The organism is Vibrio cidicii (assembly GCF_009665415.1).
GTDB classification, from domain to species: domain Bacteria; phylum Pseudomonadota; class Gammaproteobacteria; order Enterobacterales; family Vibrionaceae; genus Vibrio; species Vibrio cidicii.
In genome coordinates this window covers 761889-787176 of record NZ_CP035921.1, presented here as the reverse complement: position 1 = coordinate 787176, position 25288 = coordinate 761889, and the positions used below count along the sequence as shown (strand labels likewise).

Sequence of the window (25288 nt, the reverse complement as noted above, 5' to 3'; positions counted from 1 at the left end):
GTATCGTGTGACCGATTTATTAAGCCAAGACGAAATTGATGCGCTGCTCCACGGGGTAGATGATGTCGATGAGGTAGATGAGCCGATAGATAACGAACGAGACGGTGCGGTTAACTTCGACTTCTCCTCGCAAGATCGCATCGTCCGTGGTCGCATGCCGACTTTGGAGCTTATCAACGAACGTTTTGCCCGTCATATGCGCATCAGCCTGTTCAACATGTTGAGAAAAACGGCGGAAGTGTCGATCAACGGCGTACAGATGATGAAGTTCGGTGAATATCAGAACACCTTGTACGTACCAACCAGTTTGAACATGGTGCGTTTTCGCCCCTTGAAAGGTACGGCGCTGATTACCATGGAAGCGCGTCTGGTGTTTATTCTGGTGGAGAACTTCTTCGGTGGTGATGGCCGTTTCCACGCTAAAATTGAAGGGCGCGAGTTCACGCCAACCGAACGACGCATCATTCAACTGCTATTAAAAATCGTTTTTGAAGACTACAAAGAAGCGTGGTCGCCTGTGATGGGGGTAGAGTTTGAGTACCTCGACTCTGAAGTGAACCCCAGTATGGCCAACATCGTCAGTCCGACGGAAGTGATTGTGGTGAGCTCGTTCCATATTGAAGTCGACGGCGGCGGCGGCGATTTTCACGTTGTCATGCCTTATTCGATGGTGGAACCGATCCGCGAACTGCTGGATGCAGGTGTGCAATCGGATAAGATGGAAACCGACGTACGTTGGAGTTCTGCTTTACGCGAAGAGATCATGGACTGTCCGGTAAACTTTCGCGTCAATTTGCTGGAGAGAACCATTTCTCTGCGTGATCTGATGGAGCTTCGCCCAGGGGACGTGATCCCGATAGAAATGCCCAAACATGCGGTAATGTTTGTTGAAGAATTGCCAACCTATCGCGTCAAAATGGGTCAGTCTAACGACAAGTTAGCCGTGCAAATTTCACAAGAAATTGAACGTCCTCATGTGGTGAAAACCGATTTGACTTTCCTTGGCAAGGACATCATGTCTGAACTGGAAAGTGACGATGATAATGAAGATTGATAACGAAAATGAAAACAGGATATGACTATGGCATCAAGTGAAGATGAGAAGCTGGCAGCAGAGTGGGCGGCGGCTCTGGGAGAAGACCCTTCCGCGCCTGATGTTGACATCGATGAAGTGATGGCCGCGCCGCTGGAAGAGTTGAAAGATACGTCGAAGCCTATTACGGCCGATGAGCGACGTAAACTCGACACCATCATGGACATTCCCGTGACCATCTCAATGGAAGTTGGACGTTCACAAATTAGTATCCGTAACTTGCTGCAACTTAACCAGGGCTCGGTGGTTGAGCTCGACCGTTTGGCGGGTGAATCTTTAGATGTGTTGGTCAACGGCACATTGATCGCACATGGTGAAGTGGTGGTGGTAAACGACAAGTTTGGTATTCGTCTTACGGACGTGATTAGTCAGACGGAACGCATCAAGAAACTGCGCTGATATGATGAGTCCGATGACAAACAAAGTACGGCTGATAACCGGATTAGGAGCACTGGGCGGGTTGTTCAGTGCTCCTCGTGTTTGGGCCGCGCCAAGCGCGCCAGAGCTTAGTCTAGCGACCACCTTCGGTTCGTTGTTGCTGGTGATCGCCTTTATCTTATTGCTGGCTTGGCTAATGAAACGTCTGCAAGCTCCGACCTTTGGTCAGCAACATGGGCTAAAAATCGTCAGCCAGATCGCAGTTGGTACGAAAGAACGGATTGCGGTGGTGCAGGCGGGTGAGGAGCAATTTCTCGTTGGGATTACCGCGCAGTCCATTCAACTGATTGCTCGTTTAGAACAGCCGTTAAAACAGGAGGAACTGGCTAAGAGTGCCTTTGCGTCGCAATTTAGCCAGTTACTAAAAAAGCATGAACAGTAAACACTTTTTCCCTTCTTTGTGGCTGACCTTATGGCTGCTGATGTTGTCACTGCTCTCTCCTCTTGCGCTGGCTCAGGCGGAGGAAACGTCTCTGCCGGATAATCTGGCGGCGGGTAGCAGCGTTACCCTCTCCGAAATGAAAAATGGCTCTGCGCAAAGCCGCAGTATGAGCGTAGGACAAGGCGGCGGCATTCCGGCGTTCACCATGACCACCAATCCAGATGGCAGCGAGGACTACTCGGTCACGCTGCAAATTCTTGCGCTTATGACCATGCTGGGCTTCTTGCCTGCCATGGTGATATTGATGACCTCTTTTACCCGGATTGTGGTGGTGATGTCGATATTGCGCCAAGCAATGGGCTTACAACAGACGCCATCAAACCAAGTGATTATTGGTATCGCGCTGTTTTTGACTTTCTTTATCATGTCGCCGGTGATCAATGAAGTGAATGAACAGGCGGTGCAGCCCTACTTAAACGAGCAACTGACCGCGAGACAAGCGTTTGATATCGCTCAGGGACCAATCAAAGCGTTTATGCTCAAGCAAACCCGTGTCAAAGATCTGGAAACCTTCGTCAATATGTCGGGGGAGCAGGTGGCCAACCCAGAAGACGTATCAATGGCGGTCTTGATTCCTGCTTTTATTACTTCGGAGCTGAAAACGGCATTCCAAATCGGATTTATGCTCTTCCTGCCCTTTTTGATCATCGACTTGGTGGTTGCATCGGTGCTGATGGCGATGGGTATGATGATGCTCTCGCCAATGATTGTTTCGCTGCCGTTTAAATTGATGCTGTTTGTGCTGGTTGACGGGTGGAATCTGATTCTGACGACGCTGGCTGGCAGTTTCGCCTTATAGCAGGGAGAGAGCATGACACCTGAAATATTTGTTGAGCTATTCCAGGATGCACTATGGATGGTATTGATCATGGTCTGTGCCATCATTATTCCCAGCTTATTGGTCGGTTTGATTGTGGCGATTTTTCAAGCGGCGACCTCGATCAACGAACAGACGTTGAGCTTTTTGCCGCGTCTTATCATCACGCTACTGGCTTTGATGCTGTTTGCTCACTGGATGACACAGATGATGATGGAGTTCTTTTTCTCGTTGATTGAACGCCTGCCTCAGGTTCTGTATTGACGGGTTGATGAGATGGAGTACCCAACCACTATCATCCTTGACTGGATAGCCAACTACTTCTGGCCTTTTGCTCGAATTTCCTCCATGTTGATGGTGATGACCGTCACTGGGGCGCGTTTTGTTTCGCCACGTATCCGCCTTTACCTCAGTCTGGCGGTGACGTTTGCGGTAATGCCAGCGCTCCCAACCGTACCCCAAGAGATCGAACTGCTCTCTTTTCAAGGCTATCTGACGGTGTTTGAACAAATCGTGATTGGCGTGGCGATGGGAATGGTGACGCAGTTTTTGATTCAAACCTTTGTTATGCTTGGCCAAATTTTGGGTATGCAATCAAGCCTTGGTTTTGCTTCAATGGTTGACCCGGCCAACGGGCAAAACACCCCTTTGCTTGGTCAACTGTTTATGTTTTTGGCGACCATGTTTTTCCTCGCCACCGACGGGCACTTGAAAATGCTGCAATTGGTGGTGTTCAGTTTTAAAACCTTGCCGGTGGGTCTCGGCTCGCTCAATGCCGTCGACTTTCGTGAACTCGCGCTCTGGCTTGGCATCATGTTTAAAGTCGCGCTCAGTATGTCGCTCTCTGGCATTATTGCCTTGCTGACGATTAACCTCTCGTTTGGGGTGATGACTCGTGCTGCGCCGCAGTTAAACATTTTCTCGCTCGGCTTTGCTTTCGCGTTGCTCGTGGGTTTATTACTCTGTTGGTATATTCTTGCTGGCCTTTACAGCCACTATGAACTGTACTGGATAGAAGGTGAAGAACAGATTTGCCGCTTTATTCGGCTAAACTGCTAGGAGGCTGATTTGGCAGAGTCAGACGGTCAAGAACGTACCGAAGATGCCACCCCCCGACGATTACAACAAGCAAGAGAAAAAGGCCAAGTTGCGCGCTCGAAAGAGCTTGCCTCGGCTTCTGTGCTTATCGTCGGCGCGGTGGCACTGATGTGGTTTGGTGAGCCTTTAGCTCGCGCTCTATTTAAGATCATGGGGCGGCTATTTGATCTCACCCGAGAAGAAATTTTCGATACTGCAAAACTGTTGGATATTGCAGGGGGAGCAATAGCGGCTTTGCTTGTGCCGTTGCTGTTGATCCTCATTACGCTTTTTATTGCTGCTGTCATAGGGGCTGCTGGGGTGGGGGGGATCAGTTTTTCTGCTGAAGCCGCGATGCCTAAGCTGTCTAAAATGAATCCGCTGAGTGGCTTAAAGCGCATGGTTGGATTGCAGAGTTGGGTGGAGCTGATCAAATCGATTCTCAAAGTCGGCCTGGTAACTGGCGTGGCCATCTATCTCATCCAAGCTTCGCAAGCCGATTTGATTCAACTGAGCATGGATGTTTATCCACAGAATATTTTTCACTCGCTCGATATTTTGCTCAATTTTATTTTGCTGATCAGTTGCTCCTTGCTGATCGTCGTGGCCATCGACATTCCGTTTCAGATCTGGCAACACGCGGATCAGTTAAAAATGACCAAACAGGAAGTGAAAGACGAGTACAAAGACACCGAAGGTAAACCGGAAGTCAAAGGCCGTATTCGGATGTTGCAACGAGAAGCGGCGCAGCGCCGCATGATGGCGGATGTACCTACGGCCGATGTTATTGTTACCAACCCGGAGCACTTTTCGGTTGCGCTGCGCTACAAGCAAGGCACTGATCGCGCGCCAGTGGTGGTTGCCAAAGGTTCTGATCACATGGCGATGAAGATCCGAGAGGTGGCTCGTGAGCATGATATTTACATTGTGCCAGCACCGCCGTTAGCGCGTGCTCTCTATTACACCACAGAGCTTGAACAAGAAATTCCTGAAGGGCTATTTACTGCAGTGGCGCAGATCCTAGCCTACGTATTTCAGCTCAAACAGTATCGCAGACGTGGTGGACACAGGCCAAAACTACAGGATTACGATCTACCCATTCCGCCAGATATGCGCCATTAAGCATTCAATTTTAAGCGATTTGTGCAGTCAATTGTTTGGCGCAACTCTGGTACAGAGATTGCTTGTTCCGCTCTTTGAAAGTTGCTCACCGATAGTTAAGTGCCCGCATTTTCAGGTGACAAGCGAGTTAAGTTCCACCCAACCGAGACGAAGTAATGGCTAAAAAATTTACTCTGCCGTTTGCAGATAAGTTGCCTAAAATTCCCCAACGCTCCATGCCTGCAATCGGCGCACCAGTGATGGTGCTGGCGACGCTGGCGATGGTGGTATTGCCTATCCCCGCGTTCCTGTTGGACATGTTTTTTACCTTCAACATCGCCCTGTCGATGGTGGTGTTGTTGGTGACCGTTTATACGCGCCGTCCACTCGATTTTGCGGCGTTTCCGACCGTGTTGTTGATTGCAACGCTGTTACGTTTGGCTCTGAACGTTGCTTCGACGCGAGTGGTTTTGCTGAAAGGTCATGAAGGGGGCGATGCAGCCGGTAACGTAATTGAAGCCTTCGGGAACGTGGTTATCGGCGGGAACTACGCTGTTGGTTTAGTGGTGTTCCTCATCCTGATGATCATCAACTTTATGGTCGTGACCAAAGGTGCGGGACGTATCTCTGAAGTGAGTGCACGCTTTACCTTGGATGCTTTGCCAGGTAAGCAAATGGCGATTGACGCCGACCTTAACGCAGGCTTGATTGATCAAGAACAAGCCCGTTTGCGCCGCTTTGAAGTAACCAAAGAAGCGGACTTCTACGGTTCGATGGACGGTGCCTCCAAATTTGTCAAAGGGGATGCCATCGCGGGTATCTTGATCCTGTTCATCAACATCATTGGTGGCCTGTCTATCGGCATGGCGCAGCATGGTCTGGGTTTTTCTGAAGCGATACAGATTTATACCCTTTTGACCATCGGTGATGGTCTGGTTGCGCAGATCCCATCACTGCTCTTGTCGATTGCAGCAGCCATGATGGTGACACGGCAAAACACCGATGAAGACATGGGTGAGCAACTGATATTTCAGATGTTCGATAACCCGAAAGCACTGATGATCACCGCCGCCATCTTAGGCGTGATGGGTATTGTCCCAGGCATGCCCCATTTCTCCTTTTTGCTACTAGCGCTTGCTGCGGCTGTGGGAGCGTACTTTATCGATAAAAAGCAGAAGCAAAAAGCCAAGCAGCCCAAAACCCCAGCCGTTATTGATACCAGCAACGCGCCATCAGTACGTGAGCTTTCTTGGGATGATGTACAGCCAGTGGACATCATTGGCTTGGAGGTGGGCTATCGGCTGATCCCCTTGGTGGATAGGGACCAAGGTGGTGAACTATTAGAGCGGGTCAAAGGGGTGAGAAAAAAACTGTCGCAAGACTTTGGTTTCCTCATTCCCCCGGTGCATATTCGTGACAACCTTGAGCTTACGCCCAACAGTTATCGCATTACTTTAATGGGCGTTGCTGTCGGGGAAGCGGAAATTCGCCCAGACCAAGAGCTGGCGATCAACCCCGGTCAAGTGTATGGCATGATTGATGGCGAACCGACTATCGATCCTGCATTTGGCCTCGAAGCGGTTTGGATCCGTCCAGAGCAGCGTGAGCATGCGCAGGCGCTAGGCTACACTGTAGTGGATTCCTCGACGGTGTTAGCAACGCACATGAGCCAGCTTTTAACTAATAATGCCTCACAGTTGCTTGGTCACGAAGAAGTGCAGAACCTGTTGGAGATGCTGGGTCGTAGCGCACCGAAATTGGTGGAGAATTTTGTCCCTGACCAACTGCCGCTTGGTGTGGTGGTGAAGGTATTACAAAATCTACTGAATGAAGCGATCCCAATTCGCGATATTCGCACCATAGTGCAGACCATGGCTGAGTACTCTTCGAAGAGTCAAGAACCCGACATTCTCACAGCAGCAGTTCGTATCTCACTGAAACGTCTAATTGTCCAAGAAATCAATGGAATAGAACCTGAGTTGCCTGTAATAACCTTGATTCCAGAGCTGGAACAAATATTGCATCAGACCATGCAAGCGTCAGGTGGGGAGTCTGCGGGAATTGAACCTGGTCTCGCAGAGCGTCTGCAAGCCTCTCTGAGTATGGCAACTCAAGAGCAAGAGCTGAAAGGCGAACCTGCGGTGCTATTGACCTCCGGCATGTTGCGTTCAACTCTGGCGAAGTTTGTGAAAAACACAATACCAAATCTCAGAGTACTTTCGTATCAGGAGATCCCTGACGAGAAACAGATCCGCATTGTACAGGCAGTGGGTAACTAATAGTTAAACCCTGTTAAATGGACGAATGGTTTGAAAATAAAACGATTTTTTGCCAAAGACATGAGAACGGCGCTCCTCCAAGTGAAAGAAGAACTGGGAGCGGACGCGGTGATCATGTCCAATAAAAAAGTGGCTGGAGGAGTGGAGATCGTTGCTGCCATTGACGGGGACAGCGCGTCTTCGACTTTTGCTGCTACATCAAGCCGCAGACAGGCAGCAAACGCGCTACAAGAACCCGGGCAGTTTTCAAGTAGCTCCGCTGGGCGTCAGGTCTCTCGCGCGGTTGAAGATGATCGCGTCAGTTTGCGTAGCGAAAGCAGCGCAAAAAGCGACAACGGCTCAATGACCAAGCGCTTTGCCAATATGCTGAAACAGTACAACCAGCAGAGTGATGAACCACAACGCAGAAGCGAAAACGAAGATTCATTATCGGCCCTGTTGCAACGCCAATCCAAACACCGTGACGATCAAAATAGCTCTGTTCGGGTGCGTGAAAACTCACCGCTCGCTAAGCTGATCGCCGAAGACCGACGAATTGATAAGCCGCAACCCCGTCTTGATCCAACCCGTTATGATCGCCGTCAGCTTCCTCAGGAGAGCGATGAATCAGCCAACGAGTTGGAGAACATGCGTGAAGAGATGACCTCAATTCGTCGTCTGCTTGAACATCAAGTCTCTGGCCTTCTTTGGCAAGAAGTGGAGCGTCGAGAACCACTGCGCGCTATGCTGATCAAACGCCTTGAACGCATGGGAGTGTCACCAGAGCTGGCTGACCAAATGGCTTGCTACATTCCTGAAGACACCAAACCCGCACGGGCTTGGAAAGCACTACTGGCTCTCGTTTCAGATCAGATTACGATCACTAAGCAAGATATCTTGAAACGAGGTGGCGTTGTTGCCCTGCTTGGCCCTACAGGAGTAGGGAAAACCACCACGATCGCTAAACTCGCGGCTCGTGCGGCAATGGAATACGGGGCGAATAACGTTGCCCTGGTCACCACCGATACCTATCGAATCGGAGCACATGAGCAACTCTCTATTTACGGCAGAATTATGGGCTGCCCGGTAAAAGTTGCTAAAGATTCTAAAGAGTTAGCCGATGTAATCTACCAGTTGAGAAATAGAAAACTCGTTTTGGTTGATACTGCAGGCATGGGGCAGCGTGATGTTCGTTTGTCCGAACAGTTAGACACGTTAATGCAAGAAAGTGGCGAAGTTATCCATAGCTATCTTGTTCTTCCCGCAACGGCGCAACGCAGAGTCCTTCAGGAAACTATCGAACATTTCCGACGAATTCCTCTATCAGGCTGCATCCTGACTAAACTCGACGAATCGTTGAGCTTGGGGGAGTTTATCAGCGTTGTAATTCAAAACGCTTTACCTGTGGCTTATATCGCCAATGGACAAAGAGTTCCTGAAGACATCGTGATTGCACAACCGAAATACATGATCGCGAAAGCGAATGAACTGCTTGAGAAGTCGACAGAGAATGAACCTCACTACTGGAACAGTGACAACGAAGGATTCTAGGCGGCGGACAATTATGACTGAGAATATGATACATGATCAAGCAAGCGGCCTCCGTCGCTTAACAAAACCTTCGCTCACTAAAGTTATCGCAGTGACAGGTGGCAAAGGTGGTGTGGGTAAATCGAATGTTACCCTAGGATTAGCGATAGCCATGGCACGTCAAGGCAAAAAAGTTATGGTACTTGATGCCGACCTTGGCCTAGCAAATGTCGACGTTATGCTCGGAATTCGTTCAAAACGCAACTTAGGGCATGTCTTAGCTGGTGAGTGTGAATTAAAAGATGCTATTGTTGAAGGACCATATGGTATTAGAATAATACCCGCGACTTCCGGAACACAAAGCATGACTGAGCTTTCACACGCACAGCACGTTGGCTTAATCCGTGCCTTTGGGAGTTTAGAAGATGAAATGGACGTGCTGTTGATTGACACCGCAGCGGGCATTTCAGACATGGTGATCAGCTTTTCGCGTGCCGCACAGGATGTTTTGGTTGTAGTTTGTGATGAACCTACGTCAATTACCGATGCTTATGCTTTAATTAAGTTGTTAAGCAAAGAGCATCAGGTGCAACGCTTCAAGATTGTTGCAAATATGGTCAGAAGCTACCGTGAAGGGCGAGAATTGTTTGCAAAATTGACTTTGGTCACAGAGCGATTCTTGAATGTGAGCCTCGAACTCGTAGCATGTATCCCATTAGATGATAAAGTTCGACAAGCGGTTAAAAAACAAAAGATAGTCGTTGACGCCTTCCCGCGTTCTCCGGCAGCGCTGGCGATCAGTTCATTGGCAAGCAAAGCTTTGACCTGGCCGATTCCGAAGACCCCAAGCGGACATCTTGAGTTTTTTGTCGAGCGATTACTAAGCCGCAATGAATTTTTAGAGGAACCGTTTGGTGAATAAAGCGCTAACCTATGATCAACACGCCAATGTAAACAGCCAAAAGCTGTTTATCGAGAGGTATTCTGTGTTGGTCAAACGCATTGCGCATCATCTGTTGGGGCGGCTACCACCCAGTGTACAAGTGGAAGACCTCATCCAAGCGGGTATGATAGGGTTGATTGAAGCGCAGCAAAATTACGATGCTTCAAAAGGCGCTAGTTTTGAAACTTACGCAGGAATCCGTATTCGTGGTGCCATGCTGGATGATATCAGGCGTGGTGACTGGGTTCCGCGTTCGGTCCATAAAAACAACCGAGAAATTAGTCACGCGATTGCAGAATTGGAAGGCATTCTCAATCGTGATCCCAATGACGCTGAAGTGGCTGCTCACATGGGGTTAACCATGGAGCAATACCACGCTGCGTTGACTGATATAAATTGCTCTCGTCTGATTGGTATTGAGGATCTAGGCGTTTCAGATGACGTCATCACCTCAGTCGAAGATTCTGAAGATAACACCCCATTTAAAGGTGTTGCTGACGAATATTTCAGAAAAGCATTGGTTGAATCAATAAAACAGCTTCCAGAGCGTGAAGCTTTGGTACTTTCGCTCTATTATGATGAAGAGCTAAACTTAAAAGAAATTGGGGAAATTCTGAGTGTTAGCGAGTCACGTGTCAGTCAGATATTGAGCCAATCCATGCAACGTCTTCGTACTAAACTTAGTGCTTGGACACAACATGACTAAAGACACTGATTGTGAAATTCAGTGGAGGCAATTTTGAATAAAAACATGAAGATCCTTATTGTTGATGATTTCTCAACAATGCGCCGTATTGTAAAGAACCTGCTTCGTGATCTGGGCTTTAACAACACCCAAGAGGCGGACGATGGTTTGACAGCGTTACCTATGCTGAAAAAAGGTGATTTCGATTTCGTCGTGACGGATTGGAACATGCCTGGCATGCAGGGTATCGATCTACTGAAAAATATTCGTGCCGATGAGGAGCTTAAACACTTGCCAGTGTTAATGATTACCGCAGAAGCGAAACGTGAGCAGATTATTGAAGCGGCTCAAGCTGGGGTAAATGGTTATATCGTTAAGCCGTTCACTGCTGCAACCCTGAAAGAGAAATTAGATAAAATTTTCGAACGTTTATAAGACTCGTTGGAAAATAACTTCGTCAGAGCTGCTATAACCTAAGAAAAACTCAAAATTCGATCTTAGCGGCTCTCAGCGCAGCATGCTTACGAAGCATAAAACGAAAAGGGTCTATTCAGAATGATCTCATTAGAGCAAGCAAAGTCTCTAGTTGAATTGCTGGAAAGTGGTGAACAGGCACAGGCAGATGCTTTGGTCGCTTCAATTTACGAGGATAAGGGAAACCTTATGCTGCAGGAAATTGGTGTTTTGACCAGAGATCTCCACGATTCACTGAAACACTTCGCGTTTGATCAGCGAATGACGGAAATCGCTCAAGATGAAATCCCGGATGCGAGGGATCGCCTTCAATACGTCATTGATAAAACCGAAGTTGCCGCCAATAAAACCATGGATGCTGTCGAGCATTGTCTACCGATGGCGGATAACTTGCACCATTGCTTGTTGCAGGTTAGGCCGCAGTGGAACGAGTTAATGCGTGGCCGCATCGAACTGAGTGAGTTCAAGGCCCTTTGTCATCGTATTGACGAGTTATTGGTTCAGGTTGAAGGGGACAGCACTGAGCTGAGAAATCAATTAACAGAAATATTAATGGCTCAGGATTTTCAGGATCTTACAGGACAGATAATCCGTAGAGTCATAAATTTGGTCAATGAAGTGGAAGGGCGACTAGTCGAAATACTAACCGTCTTTGCTGCAAACAAACCATTAAAAGAAAATGTTTTAGACACCACCCCAAGTGCCAACAAAGAAAAAAGTGGAAGCGCGCCCGAAGGGCCGATTTTGCACCCAGAACTTCGTGAGGATGCAGTTGCGTCGCAAGATGAAGTCGATGATTTGTTATCCAGTCTCGGATTTTAAAGGTAACGTATGAGCTACGATTTAGACGAAGATATCCTACAAGACTTCTTAATTGAAGCCGGGGAAATTCTGGAACTGCTTTCTGAGCAGTTAGTAGAATTGGAAAATAATCCAGAAGACAGGGATCTTCTAAACGCTATTTTCCGTGGATTCCATACTGTTAAAGGTGGTGCTGGTTTTCTATCACTCGCTGAACTCGTTGATACCTGTCACGGTGCAGAGAACGTGTTTGATGTGTTGCGTAATGGGCAGCGTTCCGTTACGCCTTCACTGATGGATACCATGTTACGTGCTCTGGATACGGTGAATACCCAGTTTAAAGCAGTTCAGGATCATGAGCCTTTACAGGCCGCAGACCCGGCTTTGTTGGACGAACTTCATCGTCTTTGTCGACCAGAGTCTGAAGATGAAGTTGCTGAAGAAACAATAGACATCGCAGAAGCAGAGCTTGAACCGGAACCCATCATCGAAGAGCCTGTTCCAGAAGAAACGGCACCAACGGCGGTCAGTGCTTCTTCTGTCGATGAAATCACCCAAGATGAATTTGAAAAACTGCTTGATGAATTGCATGGTAAAGGCTCAGCTCCCGGCAAGCCTAACGACGTCGCTGCACCAGTAGTTAAACCAGCCGCAGCTGCAGCTCCAGCCGTTGACAATGGTGATATTACCGATGATGAGTTTGAAAAACTTTTAGACGAATTACATGGGGCTGGTAAGAGCCCTTCCTCATCAGACTTTACATCTGTGTCACCTGCAGCGCCGGCAACCCCACCAGCCAAGTCAGTTGCTGCTGCAGACAGTGATCTGATGACCGATGAAGAGTTTGAAAAACTGCTCGACGAGCTGCACGGTACTGGTAAAGGACCTTCGATTGAAGAACTGGAAATGGCAACTAAGCCTGCTTCAGCAAACGTTAAAGAAACGCCTAAACCTGCAGAGAAACCAGCTGTAAAACCAGCACCGCAAGCATCGCCTGCTGTCGCTAAAGCTGCGCCTCCTGCTCCACCAGCAACGCAAGAAGCAAAAGCACCCGCTGTCGCTGCGGCGAAAAAGCCACAAGCAGAGGCGACAGTTCGTGTTGATACCTCGACTCTCGATACCATTATGAACATGGTCGGTGAGCTAGTGTTGGTGCGTAACCGGTTACTCAGCCTTGGTTTGAATAGCAACGACGAAGAGATGGCCAAAGCGGTTGCTAACTTAGACGTTGTAACTGCCGATCTGCAAGGCGCTGTCATGAAAACGCGCATGCAGCCAATTAAGAAAGTATTTGGTCGCTTCCCTCGCGTGGTTCGAGATCTTGCGCGTAGTCTGCAAAAAGACATCGTGCTGGAAATGCGCGGCGAAGAAACAGATCTGGATAAAAACTTGGTTGAAGCCCTGGCTGATCCATTGATTCACTTAGTACGTAACTCTGTAGACCATGGCATCGAAATGCCTGAAGATCGAGTCAAAGTGGGGAAAACTCGTACGGGTAAAGTCATTCTCTCTGCATCCCAGGAAGGGGATCACATTGAACTAGCGATTGTCGATGACGGCGGAGGTATGGATCCCGATAAGCTGCGCGGTATTGCGGTCAAACGGGGTATGATGGACGAAGATGCTGCCGCTCGTTTGTCAAACAAAGAGTGTTTTAATCTCATTTTTGCGCCAGGTTTCTCTAGTAAAGAGAAGATATCAGACATCTCTGGGCGTGGTGTTGGGATGGATGTGGTTAAGACAGCAATCAACACGTTAAACGGCTCGATTGATATTGATTCTGAAATGGGCAAAGGGACCAAGATCACTATCAAAGTTCCTTTGACTCTGGCCATTCTTCCGACCTTAATGGTTGGAGTCGCGGGGCATCCATTTGCATTGCCGCTGGCTTCTGTAAACGAGATCTTCCATCTTGACCTCAGCCGAACAAATATTGTTGACGGGCAATTAACCATTATTGTGCGCGACAAGTCTATTCCGCTGTTCTACTTGCAAAACTGGCTTGCGCCTAAAGCGGGTAAAGTTCAACTGCGTAAAGGGCACGGTCACGTGGTTATCGTACAGATTGGTAGTCAGCGTGTCGGTTTTGTTGTCGATACCTTGATTGGCCAAGAAGAGGTTGTTATTAAACCACTGGATAACTTGCTGCAAGGTACGCCGGGAATGGCGGGTGCAACCATTACCAGTGATGGCCACATTGCTTTGATTCTGGATGTGCCGGATCTGCTCAAACAATATGCAGCCGCTTCGCGGATATAATTTGAGCCACGATTTTTATAAGGATTCAAATGGCGATTAAAGTATTAGTAGTTGATGATTCAAGCTTTTTCAGACGACGCGTCAGTGAAATCATCAATGCCGAATCGCGCCTAGAGGTGATTGACGTTGCAGTCAACGGGAAAGAGGCGGTTGAGAAAGCTCAGCGCCTCAAGCCAGACGTCATTACAATGGACATCGAAATGCCGGTTATGGATGGCATTTCGGCTGTTCGTGAAATTATGGCGTCGGTCCCGACGCCGATTCTAATGTTTTCTTCTTTGACTCATGATGGTGCCAAAGCCACGCTCGATGCACTTGACGCTGGGGCTTTGGATTTTCTACCGAAAAAATTTGAAGACATCGCACGCAACCGTGATGAAGCAGTGTCTTTGTTGCAGCAGCGTGTTCTGCAGATTGCGGCAAAACGTGCTTTTATGCGTCGCCCTGTTGCTCAACCTGTTGAGAGAACAGCACCAGCTTCGCCTTCAGGCAGCATGCGTGGCAATTTTGGGTTGCGCCGTGATGTAGCTGCACCAGCGCCTACTCGAGCGCCAGTGGCAACAAAATTTCGCTCTTCCGGGAAAAAATATCAGCTTACTGCGATTGGCACTTCTACTGGTGGCCCCGTCGCACTTCAAAAAATTCTCACTAAATTGCCTGCTAATTACCCGCATCCTATTGTTTTAATTCAACACATGCCAGCAACGTTCACTGCTGCCTTTGCAAGCCGTTTAAATTCACTGTGTAAAATCCAAGTGAAAGAAGCGGAAGATGGTGATGTGTTACAAGCTGGCGTTGCTTACTTGGCACCTGGTGGTAAGCAGATGATGATTGATGGTCGGCCTGGTGCTGCGCGATTGAGAATTATCGATGGCGGCGAGCGAATGAACTATAAACCTTGTGTGGACGTGACCTTCGGCTCAGCGGCAAAAATTTATGCGGACAAAGTCCTTTCTATGGTACTGACTGGTATGGGAGCTGACGGGCGAGAAGGTGCACGCATGCTTAAATCCGCAGGCTCAACGATTTGGGCTCAAGACGAAGAGAGCTGCGTTGTCTACGGTATGCCTCAGGCGGTGGCAAAAGCAGGAATTTCCAGTGAAGACCTGCCTTTAGATCGTATTGCTGAGCGTATGCTGGTTGAAGTTGGGCTGGCCTAAGGAAAGGTATGATTGTCTGGAGTGTAGCGAACCAAAAAGGCGGCGTCGGAAAAACGACCACCACAGTGACTTTAGCTGGCTTGCTGAGTAAGAAAGGGCATAGCGTGTTGTTAGTTGACACTGACCCCCATGCTTCTTTGACTACTTATCTTGGGTTTGACCCCGACGGAGTGTCTAGTAGTCTTTTTGATTTATTCCAGCTTAGAGAGTTTAGTCGTGAGAGCGTAAAACCTCTGGTGATGAAAACCGATATCGAAGGCATCGACATAATTCCGGCGCACATGTCTTTGGCGACTCTAGATCGTGTTATGGGTAACCGCAGTGGGATGGGGTTGATTCTCAAGCGTGCTTTGATGGCGTTGTCGAAAGAGTACGACTACGTACTGATTGACTGCCCGCCGATTCTGGGTGTGATGATGGTCAATGCGTTGGCAGCGAGTGATCGTATTTTGATCCCCGTTCAGACGGAATTTCTTGCCATGAAGGGGTTAGAACGCATGATCCGAACGCTGACCATTATGCAAAAGTCTCGTCGTGATCCGTTTAAAGTGACGATAGTTCCGACCATGTATGACAAACGAACTAAGGCATCTTTGCAAACATTAACCCAGTTGAAAAAAGATTATCCTGATAAAGTTTGGACATCGGCGGTGCCAATTGACACTAAATTTAGAGATGCAAGTTTAAAACGCCTCCCAGCTTCGCACTTTGCGGATGGCAGCCGCGGTGTATTTGCTTACAAGCAGTTGCTGATTTACCTCGAGAGGTTGGCGATTGATGAGTAGCAAAGAAGCGGTGTTATCGAGCGAACAAGCTTTAGACGATTATTTCAGTGCTTTACTATCCGAAGAGCAGGAGCTTGAGCTGATTATCACCGAGCCGAGTTCCGAGGCTATGTGGCAGACGTCAGAGCATGAGCCCGAGTTGAAGCTACAGTATTCAGAACCGGAATCATACAGTTACGCGGAAATAGAGGTTAAAGAACTTGAAGCGCCCAATCTTGAGGATGTTCAGCGTCTTCTAAGTCAATTGGAATCAACCAACGTGGTTGATGAGCTGGGTATTGATGAGCTACTTGAGCAAAATACTGCGCAAATAGCCAGTTTGAAAGAAGAGACGCTTAAACCTGTAGAGCAAGAGGTTTTTGTTTCGCAAGTCGACTTGGTTGAAGAAATTCAAGAGTGGGATATTGCTGATGAGGTTGAAGAGATCCAAGATTGGACCCTTTCGGAATTGTCAATCGCCCAACCTACTATTGATGAGATAGAACCAGAGAGGACAGTACAAGAGCAGGTCGAGCTTGAAGCAAAAATAGAAGAGCATGTAAAAGTAGAACCGAAACCTGAGACGCAAACTTCTGGTGCAGGGAAACGTGAGTGGACCTCAACTCAACGCTCAGAAGCGTTTCAGGTACTCTATTTTGAAGTCAATAGCGTCACATTTGCTGTGCCGCTGGATGAGCTTGGCGGCATTCACCAGATGACCACACTAAACCACTTGATTGGTCGCCCCGGATGGTATCTTGGTCTACAGACAAATCGCGATCAGCAGCTAGATGTGGTCGATACGGCCAAGTGGGTGATGCCGGACAAACTGAAAGATGACGAGTACAAAGCCCACTATCAGTACATCGTTATGTTGGGGTCTAGCATGTGGGGGCTTGCCAGCAGTAAGCTTTTAGGGACCGAGTTACTTTATCCGCAGAAGGTGCGTTGGCGCGAGCAATCGGGTAAACGTCCGTGGCTTGCTGGGATGGTGAAAGAAAAAATGTGTGCTTTAATTCATGTAGAAGCATTAATTTCCATGCTAAATGCCGGACTAGATGTAAAATCACTAAATTAAGCATTTGAGAAGTCGGGAACGACATTAACGAGGATTACCTATGTCTCATTCTAACGAAGTAGAAGTGAAAAAAGATAAAACAAGTGATGAAGTACTTCAGTGGGTGACGTTCCAGCTGGAAGAAGAAACTTACGGCATCAACGTAATGCAGGTGCGCGAAGTTCTTCGCTACACGGAAATCGCTCCAGTTCCTGGCGCCCCTGATTATGTGCTAGGCATTATCAACCTACGTGGCAATGTCGTAACCGTTATCGACACGCGTGCCCGTTTTGGTTTGATGGAAGGTGAAGTGACGGATAACACACGTATTATTGTGATTGAGTCTGAACATCAAGTGATTGGTATCTTGGTAGACAGTGTAGCTGAAGTCGTTTATCTACGTTCTTCTGAAATCGATTCAACACCTTCAGTGGGTACCGATGAGAGTGCTAAGTTCATTCAAGGTGTCAGCAACCGTGACGGTAAGCTGCTGATCTTGGTTGACTTGAACAAACTCCTGACTGACGAAGAATGGGATGAGATGGCTCATCTGTAATGGCTGACGCGTTTTTCCAAAGCCCCGCAGTGTGGATCAGTGGGGCTGTATTGGTGGTGTTGCTGCTGTTATTAGTGCAGTGGCGTACGAAGAATGTCTTGCAGAAGCAGCAAGATCAACAGCGTCTGCAACAGCGCAGCGTTGAAAAAGAGCTACAAAAGGCGAATAAACAGTTACTTGAAGTGCGCTCCGTTGTTGTCGGGCTGGGGCAGAGAGTGACTGAACAGCAAGATATTATTCAACATCTCAACGAGCGTATTGTGGAGTTAGAGCAGGCGGATACAGATGGCCGACTCTACACTAGAGCAAGTAAGATGGTTCAGCTCGGTGCGGATATTAACGAGCTGATTGAAGAGTGTGAGCTACCTAAGGCTGAAGCGGAGCTGATGCTGTCACTGCAAAAGAAAATTGCGGGTAAAGAGAAAATTCCGCCGTTGAGTGGTCATCCCAATGAATTTGAGCCTCCGCGCGCTCAACGTCCCAAAGGACGCCGATAAACGTGAAATCAGTTAAATAAAAAGAAGCTTCGGCTTCTTTTTTGCTTTTGCATGAAACACTTGGAACAAGGTTCAACCATTCTCTATCCCCCTTTAGACGTAGATTTAAATAATTGTGATAGCAGTTAACAATTTCTCACGAAGTTACAAAGTTGAACACCCTGATATCCTGTCTTGTCTCGGAACAGATGTGCTAATATACCCGCTCATTTTATGTAGCCATGAAGCTTATGCTGGAAGTATCAAATCTAACTGCGATTCGTGACGAACGCGTTCTTTTCGAGAACTTGACATTTTCTATCCAACCCGGAGAACTGGTGCAGATCGAGGGGCGTAACGGCACTGGCAAAACCACTTTGCTGCGCATTATCACAGGGTTAGGCGACAAAGAAGAGGGAGAGATCCTGTGGAAAGGGGAGCGAATTGACAAAAGCAGAGATGAGTTTCATCAAGATCTCTTATTTCTCGGTCACCAGACCGGAGTAAAAAGAGAGCTGACAGCATTTGAAAATCTCAGTTTTTATCAATCTGTTCACCAGCACTCTTCTTCCCAGGAGGCGATTTTTCAAGCCTTGGCTAAAGTCGGACTTGTCGGTCGAGAAGATGTACCGGTCGGCCAACTGTCTGCGGGTCAGCAGCGAAGAGTTGCACTGGCGCGGTTGTGGCTGAGCAAACAAGTTCTCTGGATTTTGGATGAACCGCTCACTGCGATAGATAAGCAAGGGGTAAAAGTTCTAGAGGCGCTTTTTGCTCATCACGCTGAGAATGACGGCATTGTGATTTTGACGACACATCAGGACATGTTTGCTGATAGTCCGAAACTCAGAAAAATTAAGTTGGGTGACTAATATGATTTCGGCCATGACGACCATTATCCGCCGTGAATTGCTGATAGCGTTTCGACGTCAAGCTGACGTATTAAATCCACTGTGGTTTTTCATCATCGTGATTACCTTATTTCCACTCAGCATTGGTCCAGAGCCCAATCTATTAGCACGAATCGCTGCAGGCATTGTGTGGGTTGCTGCGCTGCTTTCAGCTTTATTATCGCTTGAGCGATTATTTCGTGACGATTTTCAAGATGGCTCGCTTGAGCAAATGATGCTGATGCCAATCCCATTACAACTTGTGGTGATCTCCAAGGTCATATCCCATTGGGTATTGACAGGCTTGCCGCTGATTTTGATTAGTCCAGTATTGGCGATTATTTTATCGCTCGACTTTAGTACTTGGTTAGCGGTGGTGTTGACACTGCTTGTGGGCACACCGACGCTCAGTTTTATCGGTGCTATCGGTGTCGGGTTAACTGTCGGGTTACAAAAAGGTGGTGTGCTATTGAGCTTATTGATCCTACCTCTGTACATCCCTATTTTGATTTTTGCTACCTCGGCGATTGATGCCGCGGCATTAGGAATGGGTTACAGCGGCCAACTGGCCATTTTGGGTGCGATGCTCGTGGGAGCAACAACCTTAACTCCATTTGCAATAAGCGCAGCTCTGAGGGTCAGCGTTAACTAGGTGTGCCAAATCACCTTTGCAACAAGATTACACAAATAAAAATAACGATCGCACAGCGAGTGTGTCACACGCTGTTTGTGTCCTGTGAAGTAGAGTGAGAAATAGACATGTGGAAATGGCTCCATCCCTATGCAAAGCCGGAGGCAGCTTACCAACTCAGTGGTAAATTGTTGCCTTGGTTTTCTGTGCTGGCCCTAATTTTGTTGCTCGTTGGCAGTATTTGGGGGCTAGCGTTTGCCCCATCAGATTACCAACAGGGCGATAGTTTCCGTATCATTTATATCCATGTCCCATCGGCCATTTGGTCTATGGGTGTGTACATGTCGATGGCGATAGCCGCGTTTATTGGTATCGTATGGCAATTACGTCTCGCCGACATGGCTGCGTTGGCGATGGCTCCAATTGGCGCTGTGTATACCTTTATTGCGTTAGTGACGGGGGCTGTTTGGGGTAAACCCATGTGGGGAACTTGGTGGGTTTGGGATGCACGCCTAACTTCAGAGTTGATCCTGTTGTTTCTCTATTTAGGTGTGATTGCTCTGTATCACGCTTTTGATGATCAAAAAACCGCTGCGAAAGCCGCAGGCATATTGGCGATTGTTGGTGTAGTCAACCTGCCGATTATCCACTTTTCAGTTGAGTGGTGGAATACGCTTCATCAAGGTGCCACGATTACTAAATTTGCCAAACCGTCCATATCAGCTTCAATGCTTTGGCCGTTACTTCTGAACATTTTTGGTTTTGCGTTTTTCTTTGGTGCGGTTGCCATGGTGCGTTTTCGTAATGAAATTTTAAGTAAAGAGAGTCATCGCCCTTGGGTGAAAGAGCTCGCTTTGGCTAAAACTCAGTGAGGTATTGAGCCATGTATTTTGAATCTCTGAGTGATTTTTTTGCAATGGGTGGCTACGCAGCGTATGTGTGGGGCTCATTTGCTATTACTTTTTTTGCCATGCTGGCTTTATACGTAAGCAGTGCTCGCCGCACAGGTGCTTTGCTTGAGGAAGTGAAAGCAAAAGTTGATCGACAAGCTCGTATTGATGCCGCCAAGAATATGGAGAACACCCTATGAATCCAAGACGTAAAAAGAGACTGAGTATTATCTTAGCCATCTTTGTCGGCATTGGGGCGACCATTGGTCTGATGTTGTACGCGCTAAGCCAAAATATGGACCTGTTTTACACGCCAACTGAGCTCGTTCAAGGCAAAGATGATGGTACTAAACCCGAAGTGGGGCAGCGGCTTCGAATTGGCGGCATGGTGGTGAAGGGGTCGGTTCGTCGCGATCCTGAATCATTAAAAGTGAGTTTCGAACTTGCTGATGTAGGGCCCAAAGTAACCATCGAATATGAGGGCATACTCCCAGATCTGTTCCGTGAAGGGCAGGGCATTGTGGCTCAAGGCGTGCTCAAAAATGCAACCACAGTAGAAGCTTTCGAAGTGCTGGCAAAACACGATGAAGAGTACATGCCGCCAGAAATTGCTGAAGCGATGGAAAAAAATCATGCGCCGTTGCAGTACACCACTGAGCAAAAACAGGGGAGTGGTCAATGATTGCTGAAATTGGGCATTTTGCCCTGATCCTCTCTCTGTCAATGGCTGTTTTGTTGAGCATATTGCCTTTGTGGGGAGCTTCCAACAACAACACCATGTTGATGAACAGTGCGCGCCCTCTCTCTTGGGCGATGTTCTTGATGTTGCTCTTCTCCTTTGCCGCGCTTGCGTATGGCTTTTATGCCAACGATTTTACTTTGCAATATGTCGCGAGTAACTCAAATAGCCAGTTACCTTGGTATTATCGTCTCACCGCGGTTTGGGGGGCTCACGAGGGCTCTTTACTGCTGTGGGTCTTGATCCAAGCTGCTTGGACCGTTGCCGTTGCCACTTTTAGCCGCGGTATGCCGCAAGAATCGGTTGCGCGAGTGTTGGCCGTCATGGGGATGATCTCTGTTGGCTTTTTGCTGTTCATCATAGTCACATCGAACCCATTCTTACGCACTCTACCTTTCTTCCCTGTGGATGGACGCGATCTTAACCCATTGCTGCAAGACCCGGGTCTTATCGTTCATCCGCCAATGCTCTATATGGGTTACGTCGGCTTTTCGGTTGCTTTCTCGTTTGCGATTGCATCGCTAATGACTGGGCGATTGGATACCGCTTGGGCGCGTTGGTCTCGTCCGTGGACAACGGCGGCTTGGGTCTTTTTGACCTTAGGCATTGCTCTGGGTTCTTGGTGGGCATATTACGAGCTTGGCTGGGGCGGCTGGTGGTTCTGGGATCCAGTAGAAAACGCCTCGTTCATGCCTTGGTTGGCAGGCACGGCGCTCATGCACTCGTTAGCGGTCACGGAAAAACGCGGCACTTTTAAAGCTTGGACGGTACTACTCGCGATTTCGGCGTTTTCGCTCAGCCTGCTTGGCACCTTCTTGGTCCGTTCGGGTATTCTGGTCTCGGTGCATGCTTTTGCCTCTGATCCTGCGCGCGGTATGTTTATTCTTGGCTTCTTGGTGTTTGTCATCGGCGGTTCACTGCTGCTGTTTGCTGTTAAAGGTGCATCGGTGCGAGTTCGCGGCAACTTTGATCTCATTTCCCGAGAAAATGCCTTGCTGGCCAACAACGTCATGCTCATCGCCGCTCTGGTGGTGGTGCTGGTTGGCACCTTGCTGCCGCTAGTGCATAAGCAGTTGGGTTTGGGGTCGGTCTCGATTGGTGCGCCATTCTTCAATATGCTGTTCGCATGGTTGATGATGCCGTTTGCTTTCCTGCTGGGTATTGGTCCATTGATCCGCTGGAAGCGTGACCAGCTCTCATCTTTGTACAAGCCGATGCTGATCTCAGCGGCTATTTCACTTGCTCTCGGCGCATTGTGCGTCTATTTGCTCGCCGACTTCTTCGATGCCATGGCGTACATTGGTTGGGTGATGGCGATATGGATCATCACAATGCACGCTTTTGAACTGTATCAACGTGCGACTCATCGCCACTCATTCATTGAAGGCGTAGGTAAACTGCAGCGTAGCCACTGGGCAATGATGTTAGGCCACGTCGGTTTGGCGGTAACGGTCATCGGCATTGCCATGGTGCAAAATTTCAGCATTGAGCGAGATGTGCGTCTGGCACCGGGAGAGCATTTCCAAATCCAAGGCTACGACTTCTATTTCTCCGGCCTGAGAGATAAAGACGGCCCGAACTACGACGGCTATATCGCTGACTTTGAAATTAGTCATAATGGTAATTACATCAATACCTTGCATGCGGAAAAGCGTTTCTACCGCACAGCGAAATCGATGATGACTGAGGCGGCGATCGACCGTGGTATTACGCGTGATTTATACATTGCAATGGGTGAGCGTTTGGAAGACAACCGCTCATGGGCAGTACGTATCTACTACAAACCTTTTGTTCGTTGGATCTGGGCTGGCTCTATCATCATGTCACTCGGCGGTATTTTGGCGATTTCTGACAGGCGCTACCGTTTTCGCAAGAAGAAAGGAGCCCAAGAGCCGATGACAAACCAAGAGCAGGAGGCGTAAATGAATAAAAAAGTACTCTTTATTCCGCTGGCGATTTTTCTGATTCTCGCGGCGACCTTTGCCACTCAGTTGGTCAAAAACCAACACGGTGATGATCCCACTAAATTGGAGTCGGTACTTATCGGCAAGCCTGTGCCTGAATTCCGTTTGGAAGATCTGGTGGCGCCGGGCAAGCTTTATGATCAAGCGATCTTCAAAGGTGAGCCGCTACTGCTCAATGTTTGGGCGACTTGGTGTCCCACCTGCTATGCAGAGCACCAGTATCTCAATCAACTCGCCTCGCAAGGGGTGAAAATCATCGGAATGAATTACAAAGATGATCGCAATAAAGCGGTGGGATGGCTGAACGATCTCGGCAATCCTTATCTGATTAGCTTGTTTGATGGCAACGGTATGCTTGGCTTGGATCTCGGTGTGTATGGGGCTCCCGAAACCTTTGTCATTGACGCCGCAGGGGTGATTCGCTATCGCCATGTAGGGGATGTTAACCCGCGCAACTGGGCTGAAACCCTTGAGCCGCTCTACAAGCAGTTAGTTCAGGAGGCGAAGCAATGAAAAAGTGGATTTGGGCGTTATTCACCGCCATGACTTTCTCTTTGTCTACCTACGCGGCGATTGAAGTGTACGAGTTCGACAGTCTGCAGCAAGAACAGCAGTTTAAAGAGCTTGGCAACACTTTGCGCTGTCCTAAATGTCAGAACAACACTATCGCGGATTCGAACGCCGCGTTAGCGCAAGATTTGCGCCACAAAGTGTATGAGATGACTAAAGAAGGTAAGTCTAAGCAAGAAATCATCGATTATATGGTGGCGCGCTATGGCAATTTTGTGACTTACAATCCGCCGCTTACTGCCGCGACGTCCATCCTTTGGCTTGGGCCGCTGTCGGTCTTACTCATCGGATTTTCTTTGATAATCTTGCGCAGCCGAAAACGCAAGGTGGTCAGTGCTACTGAACAAGAAAAATGGGACGCAGAGAAAGAAGCGCGTTTAAAAGCATTACTTCAGGATGAAAACAACGGAGACAAGCAGTAATGACACTATTTTGGTTATCCACCGTTGCCCTGAGTGTCCTAGCGTGCGTGATGATCGCTTTGCCGCTCATCAAGCGCAAAGAGAACAATGACGACATCTTACGTGACGAACTGAACAAGGCGTTCTACAAAGACCGTTTATCTGAGCTACAAGAGGAAACATCGGAAGGTTTGGTGGTCGATCAACAAGAACTGATTGCCGATCTTAAGCAGTCACTCCTTGACGACATTCCATCGCAGATGGATAAGATGCAGTCGCGAATTTCTTCCACGGCGGTGATTATTCCTTCTGTACTGCTTACTATTGTGCTCAGCTATGGCTTGTACCTCAAATTTGGCGCGTACCAAGAGGTAGAGGCGTGGTATCAAGTGAGTGCCAACTTGCCAGAGCTATCGAAAAAGCTGATGTCTTCCACTGCAGAGCCACTCAGCGATGAAGAGATGCAGGACCTGACTCTGGCACTGCGTACCCGTTTGCACTACCAGCCGCAAGATTCCACAGGCTGGTTGTTGTTGGGGCGTATTGCGCTGGCCAACCGCGATATTAGCACCGCAATTGATGCAATGCGAAAAGCGTACGATATTCAACCCAAAGACGCAGACGTCAAGCTGGGTTATGCACAAGCACTGATGTTGTCACAAGATGAAATGGATCAAGCCAATGCACGGTCTATTTTAGGTGAACTGGTACAGCAAGATTATGTTGATTTGCGAGTCTTCTCTTTACTGGCGTTTGATGCTTTTGAGCGTCAAGATTTTGCCGCCGCAGTGAAGTACTGGAGCATTATGCAGCAGATGATTGGCCCTGAAGACAGCCGCTATGAGATGCTGACTCGCAGTATTGAAAGTGCCAAACAGCGTTTGGGAGAGGGAGCCGCCTCCGCCAACGGCGTTGCTGTTACCATTGAACTGGCAGCAAATGTACAAGCGGATCCGAATGCGGTGTTGATTGTCTCGGTGCATCGTGCCGATGGGTCACCGATGCCCGTTGCAGCGGCACGTTATCCATTCGGGTCATTTCCGCGCACAGTGATGCTGGATGATAGTAACAGCATGATGCAGGGGCAAAATTTGTCGAGCTTAAGCGAAGTGATAGTCAAGGCTCGGCTTGACTCGGATGGTAATGTTACCACCCGCGATCATGATTGGTATGGCGAAAGTGAGCCAGTTGCAATCAATCAGCCAGTTACAGTAATCATTAATAAACAATATTAATCTCGTTTACTATTGCGTAAAATCTATGGGCCAGCGATTG

Annotated in this window: 28 protein-coding genes; all 28 read left to right on the top strand. The window is 48.3% G+C overall.

The features are described 5' to 3' along the window. Nucleotides 1-7: 7 nt before the first annotated feature. Nucleotides 8-1054 (top strand): flagellar motor switch protein FliM, encoded by a 1047-nt coding sequence (gene fliM, locus EWA64_RS04555; protein ID WP_061893399.1) that lies wholly within the window; start codon nucleotides 8-10, stop codon nucleotides 1052-1054. A 27-nt stretch (nucleotides 1055-1081) separates the two neighbouring features. Next, the gene (gene fliN, locus EWA64_RS04550; protein ID WP_039430179.1) at nucleotides 1082-1492 is read left to right on the top strand and encodes a flagellar motor switch protein FliN; all 411 of its coding nucleotides are present in this window, start codon (nucleotides 1082-1084) and stop codon (nucleotides 1490-1492) included. A 1-nt stretch (nucleotide 1493) separates the two neighbouring features. Next, complete coding sequence (gene fliO / locus EWA64_RS04545) at nucleotides 1494-1913, top strand: flagellar biosynthetic protein FliO (protein WP_061893398.1); 420 nt, start codon at nucleotides 1494-1496, stop codon at nucleotides 1911-1913. Beyond that, nucleotides 1903-2772, top strand: coding sequence for a flagellar type III secretion system pore protein FliP (gene fliP, locus EWA64_RS04540; protein WP_061893397.1), 870 nt, complete (start codon nucleotides 1903-1905; stop codon nucleotides 2770-2772). Before fliO ends, fliP begins: the two co-directional genes overlap by 11 nt. Nucleotides 2773-2784: 12 nt before the next feature. Beyond that, nucleotides 2785-3054, top strand: coding sequence for a flagellar biosynthesis protein FliQ (gene fliQ / locus EWA64_RS04535; protein ID WP_061893396.1), 270 nt, complete (start codon nucleotides 2785-2787; stop codon nucleotides 3052-3054). A 12-nt stretch (nucleotides 3055-3066) separates the two neighbouring features. Then, nucleotides 3067-3849: a flagellar biosynthetic protein FliR gene (gene fliR, locus EWA64_RS04530; RefSeq protein ID WP_061893395.1), complete on the top strand. Its 783-nt coding sequence runs from the start codon at nucleotides 3067-3069 to the stop codon at nucleotides 3847-3849. 9 nt (nucleotides 3850-3858) lie between these two features. Further along, nucleotides 3859-4989, top strand: a complete 1131-nt coding sequence (flhB, locus tag EWA64_RS04525) for a flagellar biosynthesis protein FlhB (protein ID WP_061893394.1) — start codon at nucleotides 3859-3861, stop codon at nucleotides 4987-4989. A gap of 155 nt (nucleotides 4990-5144) precedes the next feature. Beyond that, nucleotides 5145-7247, top strand: a complete 2103-nt coding sequence (gene flhA, locus EWA64_RS04520; RefSeq protein ID WP_061893393.1) for a flagellar biosynthesis protein FlhA — start codon at nucleotides 5145-5147, stop codon at nucleotides 7245-7247. 30 nt (nucleotides 7248-7277) lie between these two features. Further along, nucleotides 7278-8777 carry a flagellar biosynthesis GTPase FlhF gene (gene flhF, locus EWA64_RS04515; protein ID WP_061893392.1) on the top strand — a complete coding sequence of 500 codons (1500 nt, stop codon included), beginning with the start codon at nucleotides 7278-7280 and terminating at the stop codon, nucleotides 8775-8777. Nucleotides 8778-8790: 13 nt separating this feature from the next. Continuing rightward, complete coding sequence (locus tag EWA64_RS04510) at nucleotides 8791-9678, top strand: MinD/ParA family protein (RefSeq protein ID WP_061893391.1); 888 nt, start codon at nucleotides 8791-8793, stop codon at nucleotides 9676-9678. Then, nucleotides 9671-10405, top strand: coding sequence for an RNA polymerase sigma factor FliA (locus tag EWA64_RS04505; RefSeq protein WP_061893390.1), 735 nt, complete (start codon nucleotides 9671-9673; stop codon nucleotides 10403-10405). Before EWA64_RS04510 ends, EWA64_RS04505 begins: the two co-directional genes overlap by 8 nt. A 45-nt stretch (nucleotides 10406-10450) precedes the next feature. Continuing rightward, nucleotides 10451-10819 (top strand): chemotaxis response regulator CheY, encoded by a 369-nt coding sequence (cheY, locus tag EWA64_RS04500; RefSeq protein ID WP_000697869.1) that lies wholly within the window; start codon nucleotides 10451-10453, stop codon nucleotides 10817-10819. 120 nt (nucleotides 10820-10939) lie between these two features. Then, nucleotides 10940-11680: a protein phosphatase CheZ gene (locus EWA64_RS04495; protein WP_061893389.1), complete on the top strand. Its 741-nt coding sequence runs from the start codon at nucleotides 10940-10942 to the stop codon at nucleotides 11678-11680. A gap of 9 nt (nucleotides 11681-11689) precedes the next feature. Further along, complete coding sequence (locus EWA64_RS04490) at nucleotides 11690-13918, top strand: chemotaxis protein CheA (protein WP_061893388.1); 2229 nt, start codon at nucleotides 11690-11692, stop codon at nucleotides 13916-13918. Between the two features lie 29 nt (nucleotides 13919-13947). After that, nucleotides 13948-15078, top strand: coding sequence for a protein-glutamate methylesterase/protein-glutamine glutaminase (locus EWA64_RS04485; RefSeq protein WP_061893387.1), 1131 nt, complete (start codon nucleotides 13948-13950; stop codon nucleotides 15076-15078). 8 nt (nucleotides 15079-15086) lie between these two features. Further along, complete coding sequence (locus tag EWA64_RS04480) at nucleotides 15087-15863, top strand: ParA family protein (RefSeq protein WP_039439988.1); 777 nt, start codon at nucleotides 15087-15089, stop codon at nucleotides 15861-15863. Then, nucleotides 15856-16920, top strand: coding sequence for a chemotaxis protein CheW (locus EWA64_RS04475; protein ID WP_039465393.1), 1065 nt, complete (start codon nucleotides 15856-15858; stop codon nucleotides 16918-16920). The genes EWA64_RS04480 and EWA64_RS04475 overlap by 8 nt, the downstream gene beginning before the upstream one ends. A 40-nt stretch (nucleotides 16921-16960) precedes the next feature. Next, nucleotides 16961-17455 (top strand): chemotaxis protein CheW, encoded by a 495-nt coding sequence (locus tag EWA64_RS04470; RefSeq protein WP_039430144.1) that lies wholly within the window; start codon nucleotides 16961-16963, stop codon nucleotides 17453-17455. After that, nucleotides 17455-17952 carry a DUF2802 domain-containing protein gene (locus EWA64_RS04465; RefSeq protein WP_061893386.1) on the top strand — a complete coding sequence of 166 codons (498 nt, stop codon included), beginning with the start codon at nucleotides 17455-17457 and terminating at the stop codon, nucleotides 17950-17952. The genes EWA64_RS04470 and EWA64_RS04465 overlap by 1 nt, the downstream gene beginning before the upstream one ends. Nucleotides 17953-18182: 230 nt before the next feature. Continuing rightward, nucleotides 18183-18800 carry a cytochrome c biogenesis heme-transporting ATPase CcmA gene (gene ccmA / locus EWA64_RS04460; RefSeq protein ID WP_039465399.1) on the top strand — a complete coding sequence of 206 codons (618 nt, stop codon included), beginning with the start codon at nucleotides 18183-18185 and terminating at the stop codon, nucleotides 18798-18800. A 1-nt stretch (nucleotide 18801) separates the two neighbouring features. Continuing rightward, nucleotides 18802-19470, top strand: coding sequence for a heme exporter protein CcmB (gene ccmB / locus EWA64_RS04455; RefSeq protein WP_061893385.1), 669 nt, complete (start codon nucleotides 18802-18804; stop codon nucleotides 19468-19470). A gap of 107 nt (nucleotides 19471-19577) precedes the next feature. Then, a complete protein-coding gene (locus EWA64_RS04450) occupies nucleotides 19578-20321 on the top strand; it encodes a heme ABC transporter permease (protein ID WP_039465403.1) in 744 nt (247 codons plus the stop codon). A gap of 11 nt (nucleotides 20322-20332) precedes the next feature. Next, nucleotides 20333-20539 carry a heme exporter protein CcmD gene (gene ccmD / locus EWA64_RS04445; protein WP_039465405.1) on the top strand — a complete coding sequence of 69 codons (207 nt, stop codon included), beginning with the start codon at nucleotides 20333-20335 and terminating at the stop codon, nucleotides 20537-20539. Then, a complete protein-coding gene (gene ccmE, locus EWA64_RS04440; RefSeq protein WP_039465407.1) occupies nucleotides 20536-21021 on the top strand; it encodes a cytochrome c maturation protein CcmE in 486 nt (161 codons plus the stop codon). Before ccmD ends, ccmE begins: the two co-directional genes overlap by 4 nt. Beyond that, nucleotides 21018-23000 (top strand): heme lyase CcmF/NrfE family subunit, encoded by a 1983-nt coding sequence (locus EWA64_RS04435; RefSeq protein ID WP_061893384.1) that lies wholly within the window; start codon nucleotides 21018-21020, stop codon nucleotides 22998-23000. The genes ccmE and EWA64_RS04435 overlap by 4 nt, the downstream gene beginning before the upstream one ends. After that, a complete protein-coding gene (locus EWA64_RS04430; RefSeq protein ID WP_061893383.1) occupies nucleotides 23001-23555 on the top strand; it encodes a DsbE family thiol:disulfide interchange protein in 555 nt (184 codons plus the stop codon). It abuts the gene before it with no gap. Further along, a complete protein-coding gene (locus EWA64_RS04425) occupies nucleotides 23552-24034 on the top strand; it encodes a cytochrome c-type biogenesis protein (protein WP_061893382.1) in 483 nt (160 codons plus the stop codon). The genes EWA64_RS04430 and EWA64_RS04425 overlap by 4 nt, the downstream gene beginning before the upstream one ends. After that, nucleotides 24034-25248, top strand: coding sequence for a c-type cytochrome biogenesis protein CcmI (ccmI, locus tag EWA64_RS04420; RefSeq protein WP_061893381.1), 1215 nt, complete (start codon nucleotides 24034-24036; stop codon nucleotides 25246-25248). The genes EWA64_RS04425 and ccmI overlap by 1 nt, the downstream gene beginning before the upstream one ends. Nucleotides 25249-25288: the final 40 nt, after the last annotated feature.

What these genes read in the sequence shown, in the direction of transcription:
- fliN (WP_039430179.1), top strand. Translation starts at nt 1,082, where the DNA reads ATGGCATCAAGTGAAGATGAGAAGCTGGCAGCAGAGTGGGCGGCGGCT.
- fliO (WP_061893398.1), top strand. Translation starts at nt 1,494, where the DNA reads ATGATGAGTCCGATGACAAACAAAGTACGGCTGATAACCGGATTAGGA.
- fliP (WP_061893397.1), top strand. Translation starts at nt 1,903, where the DNA reads ATGAACAGTAAACACTTTTTCCCTTCTTTGTGGCTGACCTTATGGCTG.
- fliQ (WP_061893396.1), top strand. Translation starts at nt 2,785, where the DNA reads ATGACACCTGAAATATTTGTTGAGCTATTCCAGGATGCACTATGGATG.
- fliR (WP_061893395.1), top strand. Translation starts at nt 3,067, where the DNA reads ATGGAGTACCCAACCACTATCATCCTTGACTGGATAGCCAACTACTTC.
- flhA (WP_061893393.1), top strand. Translation starts at nt 5,145, where the DNA reads ATGGCTAAAAAATTTACTCTGCCGTTTGCAGATAAGTTGCCTAAAATT.
- EWA64_RS04510 (WP_061893391.1), top strand. Translation starts at nt 8,791, where the DNA reads ATGACTGAGAATATGATACATGATCAAGCAAGCGGCCTCCGTCGCTTA.
- cheY (WP_000697869.1), top strand. Translation starts at nt 10,451, where the DNA reads ATGAAGATCCTTATTGTTGATGATTTCTCAACAATGCGCCGTATTGTA.
- EWA64_RS04495 (WP_061893389.1), top strand. Translation starts at nt 10,940, where the DNA reads ATGATCTCATTAGAGCAAGCAAAGTCTCTAGTTGAATTGCTGGAAAGT.
- EWA64_RS04490 (WP_061893388.1), top strand. Translation starts at nt 11,690, where the DNA reads ATGAGCTACGATTTAGACGAAGATATCCTACAAGACTTCTTAATTGAA.
- EWA64_RS04485 (WP_061893387.1), top strand. Translation starts at nt 13,948, where the DNA reads ATGGCGATTAAAGTATTAGTAGTTGATGATTCAAGCTTTTTCAGACGA.
- EWA64_RS04480 (WP_039439988.1), top strand. Translation starts at nt 15,087, where the DNA reads ATGATTGTCTGGAGTGTAGCGAACCAAAAAGGCGGCGTCGGAAAAACG.
- EWA64_RS04475 (WP_039465393.1), top strand. Translation starts at nt 15,856, where the DNA reads ATGAGTAGCAAAGAAGCGGTGTTATCGAGCGAACAAGCTTTAGACGAT.
- EWA64_RS04470 (WP_039430144.1), top strand. Translation starts at nt 16,961, where the DNA reads ATGTCTCATTCTAACGAAGTAGAAGTGAAAAAAGATAAAACAAGTGAT.
- EWA64_RS04465 (WP_061893386.1), top strand. Translation starts at nt 17,455, where the DNA reads ATGGCTGACGCGTTTTTCCAAAGCCCCGCAGTGTGGATCAGTGGGGCT.
- ccmA (WP_039465399.1), top strand. Translation starts at nt 18,183, where the DNA reads ATGCTGGAAGTATCAAATCTAACTGCGATTCGTGACGAACGCGTTCTT.
- ccmB (WP_061893385.1), top strand. Translation starts at nt 18,802, where the DNA reads ATGATTTCGGCCATGACGACCATTATCCGCCGTGAATTGCTGATAGCG.
- EWA64_RS04450 (WP_039465403.1), top strand. Translation starts at nt 19,578, where the DNA reads ATGTGGAAATGGCTCCATCCCTATGCAAAGCCGGAGGCAGCTTACCAA.
- ccmD (WP_039465405.1), top strand. Translation starts at nt 20,333, where the DNA reads ATGTATTTTGAATCTCTGAGTGATTTTTTTGCAATGGGTGGCTACGCA.
- ccmE (WP_039465407.1), top strand. Translation starts at nt 20,536, where the DNA reads ATGAATCCAAGACGTAAAAAGAGACTGAGTATTATCTTAGCCATCTTT.
- EWA64_RS04435 (WP_061893384.1), top strand. Translation starts at nt 21,018, where the DNA reads ATGATTGCTGAAATTGGGCATTTTGCCCTGATCCTCTCTCTGTCAATG.
- EWA64_RS04430 (WP_061893383.1), top strand. Translation starts at nt 23,001, where the DNA reads ATGAATAAAAAAGTACTCTTTATTCCGCTGGCGATTTTTCTGATTCTC.
- EWA64_RS04425 (WP_061893382.1), top strand. Translation starts at nt 23,552, where the DNA reads ATGAAAAAGTGGATTTGGGCGTTATTCACCGCCATGACTTTCTCTTTG.
- ccmI (WP_061893381.1), top strand. Translation starts at nt 24,034, where the DNA reads ATGACACTATTTTGGTTATCCACCGTTGCCCTGAGTGTCCTAGCGTGC.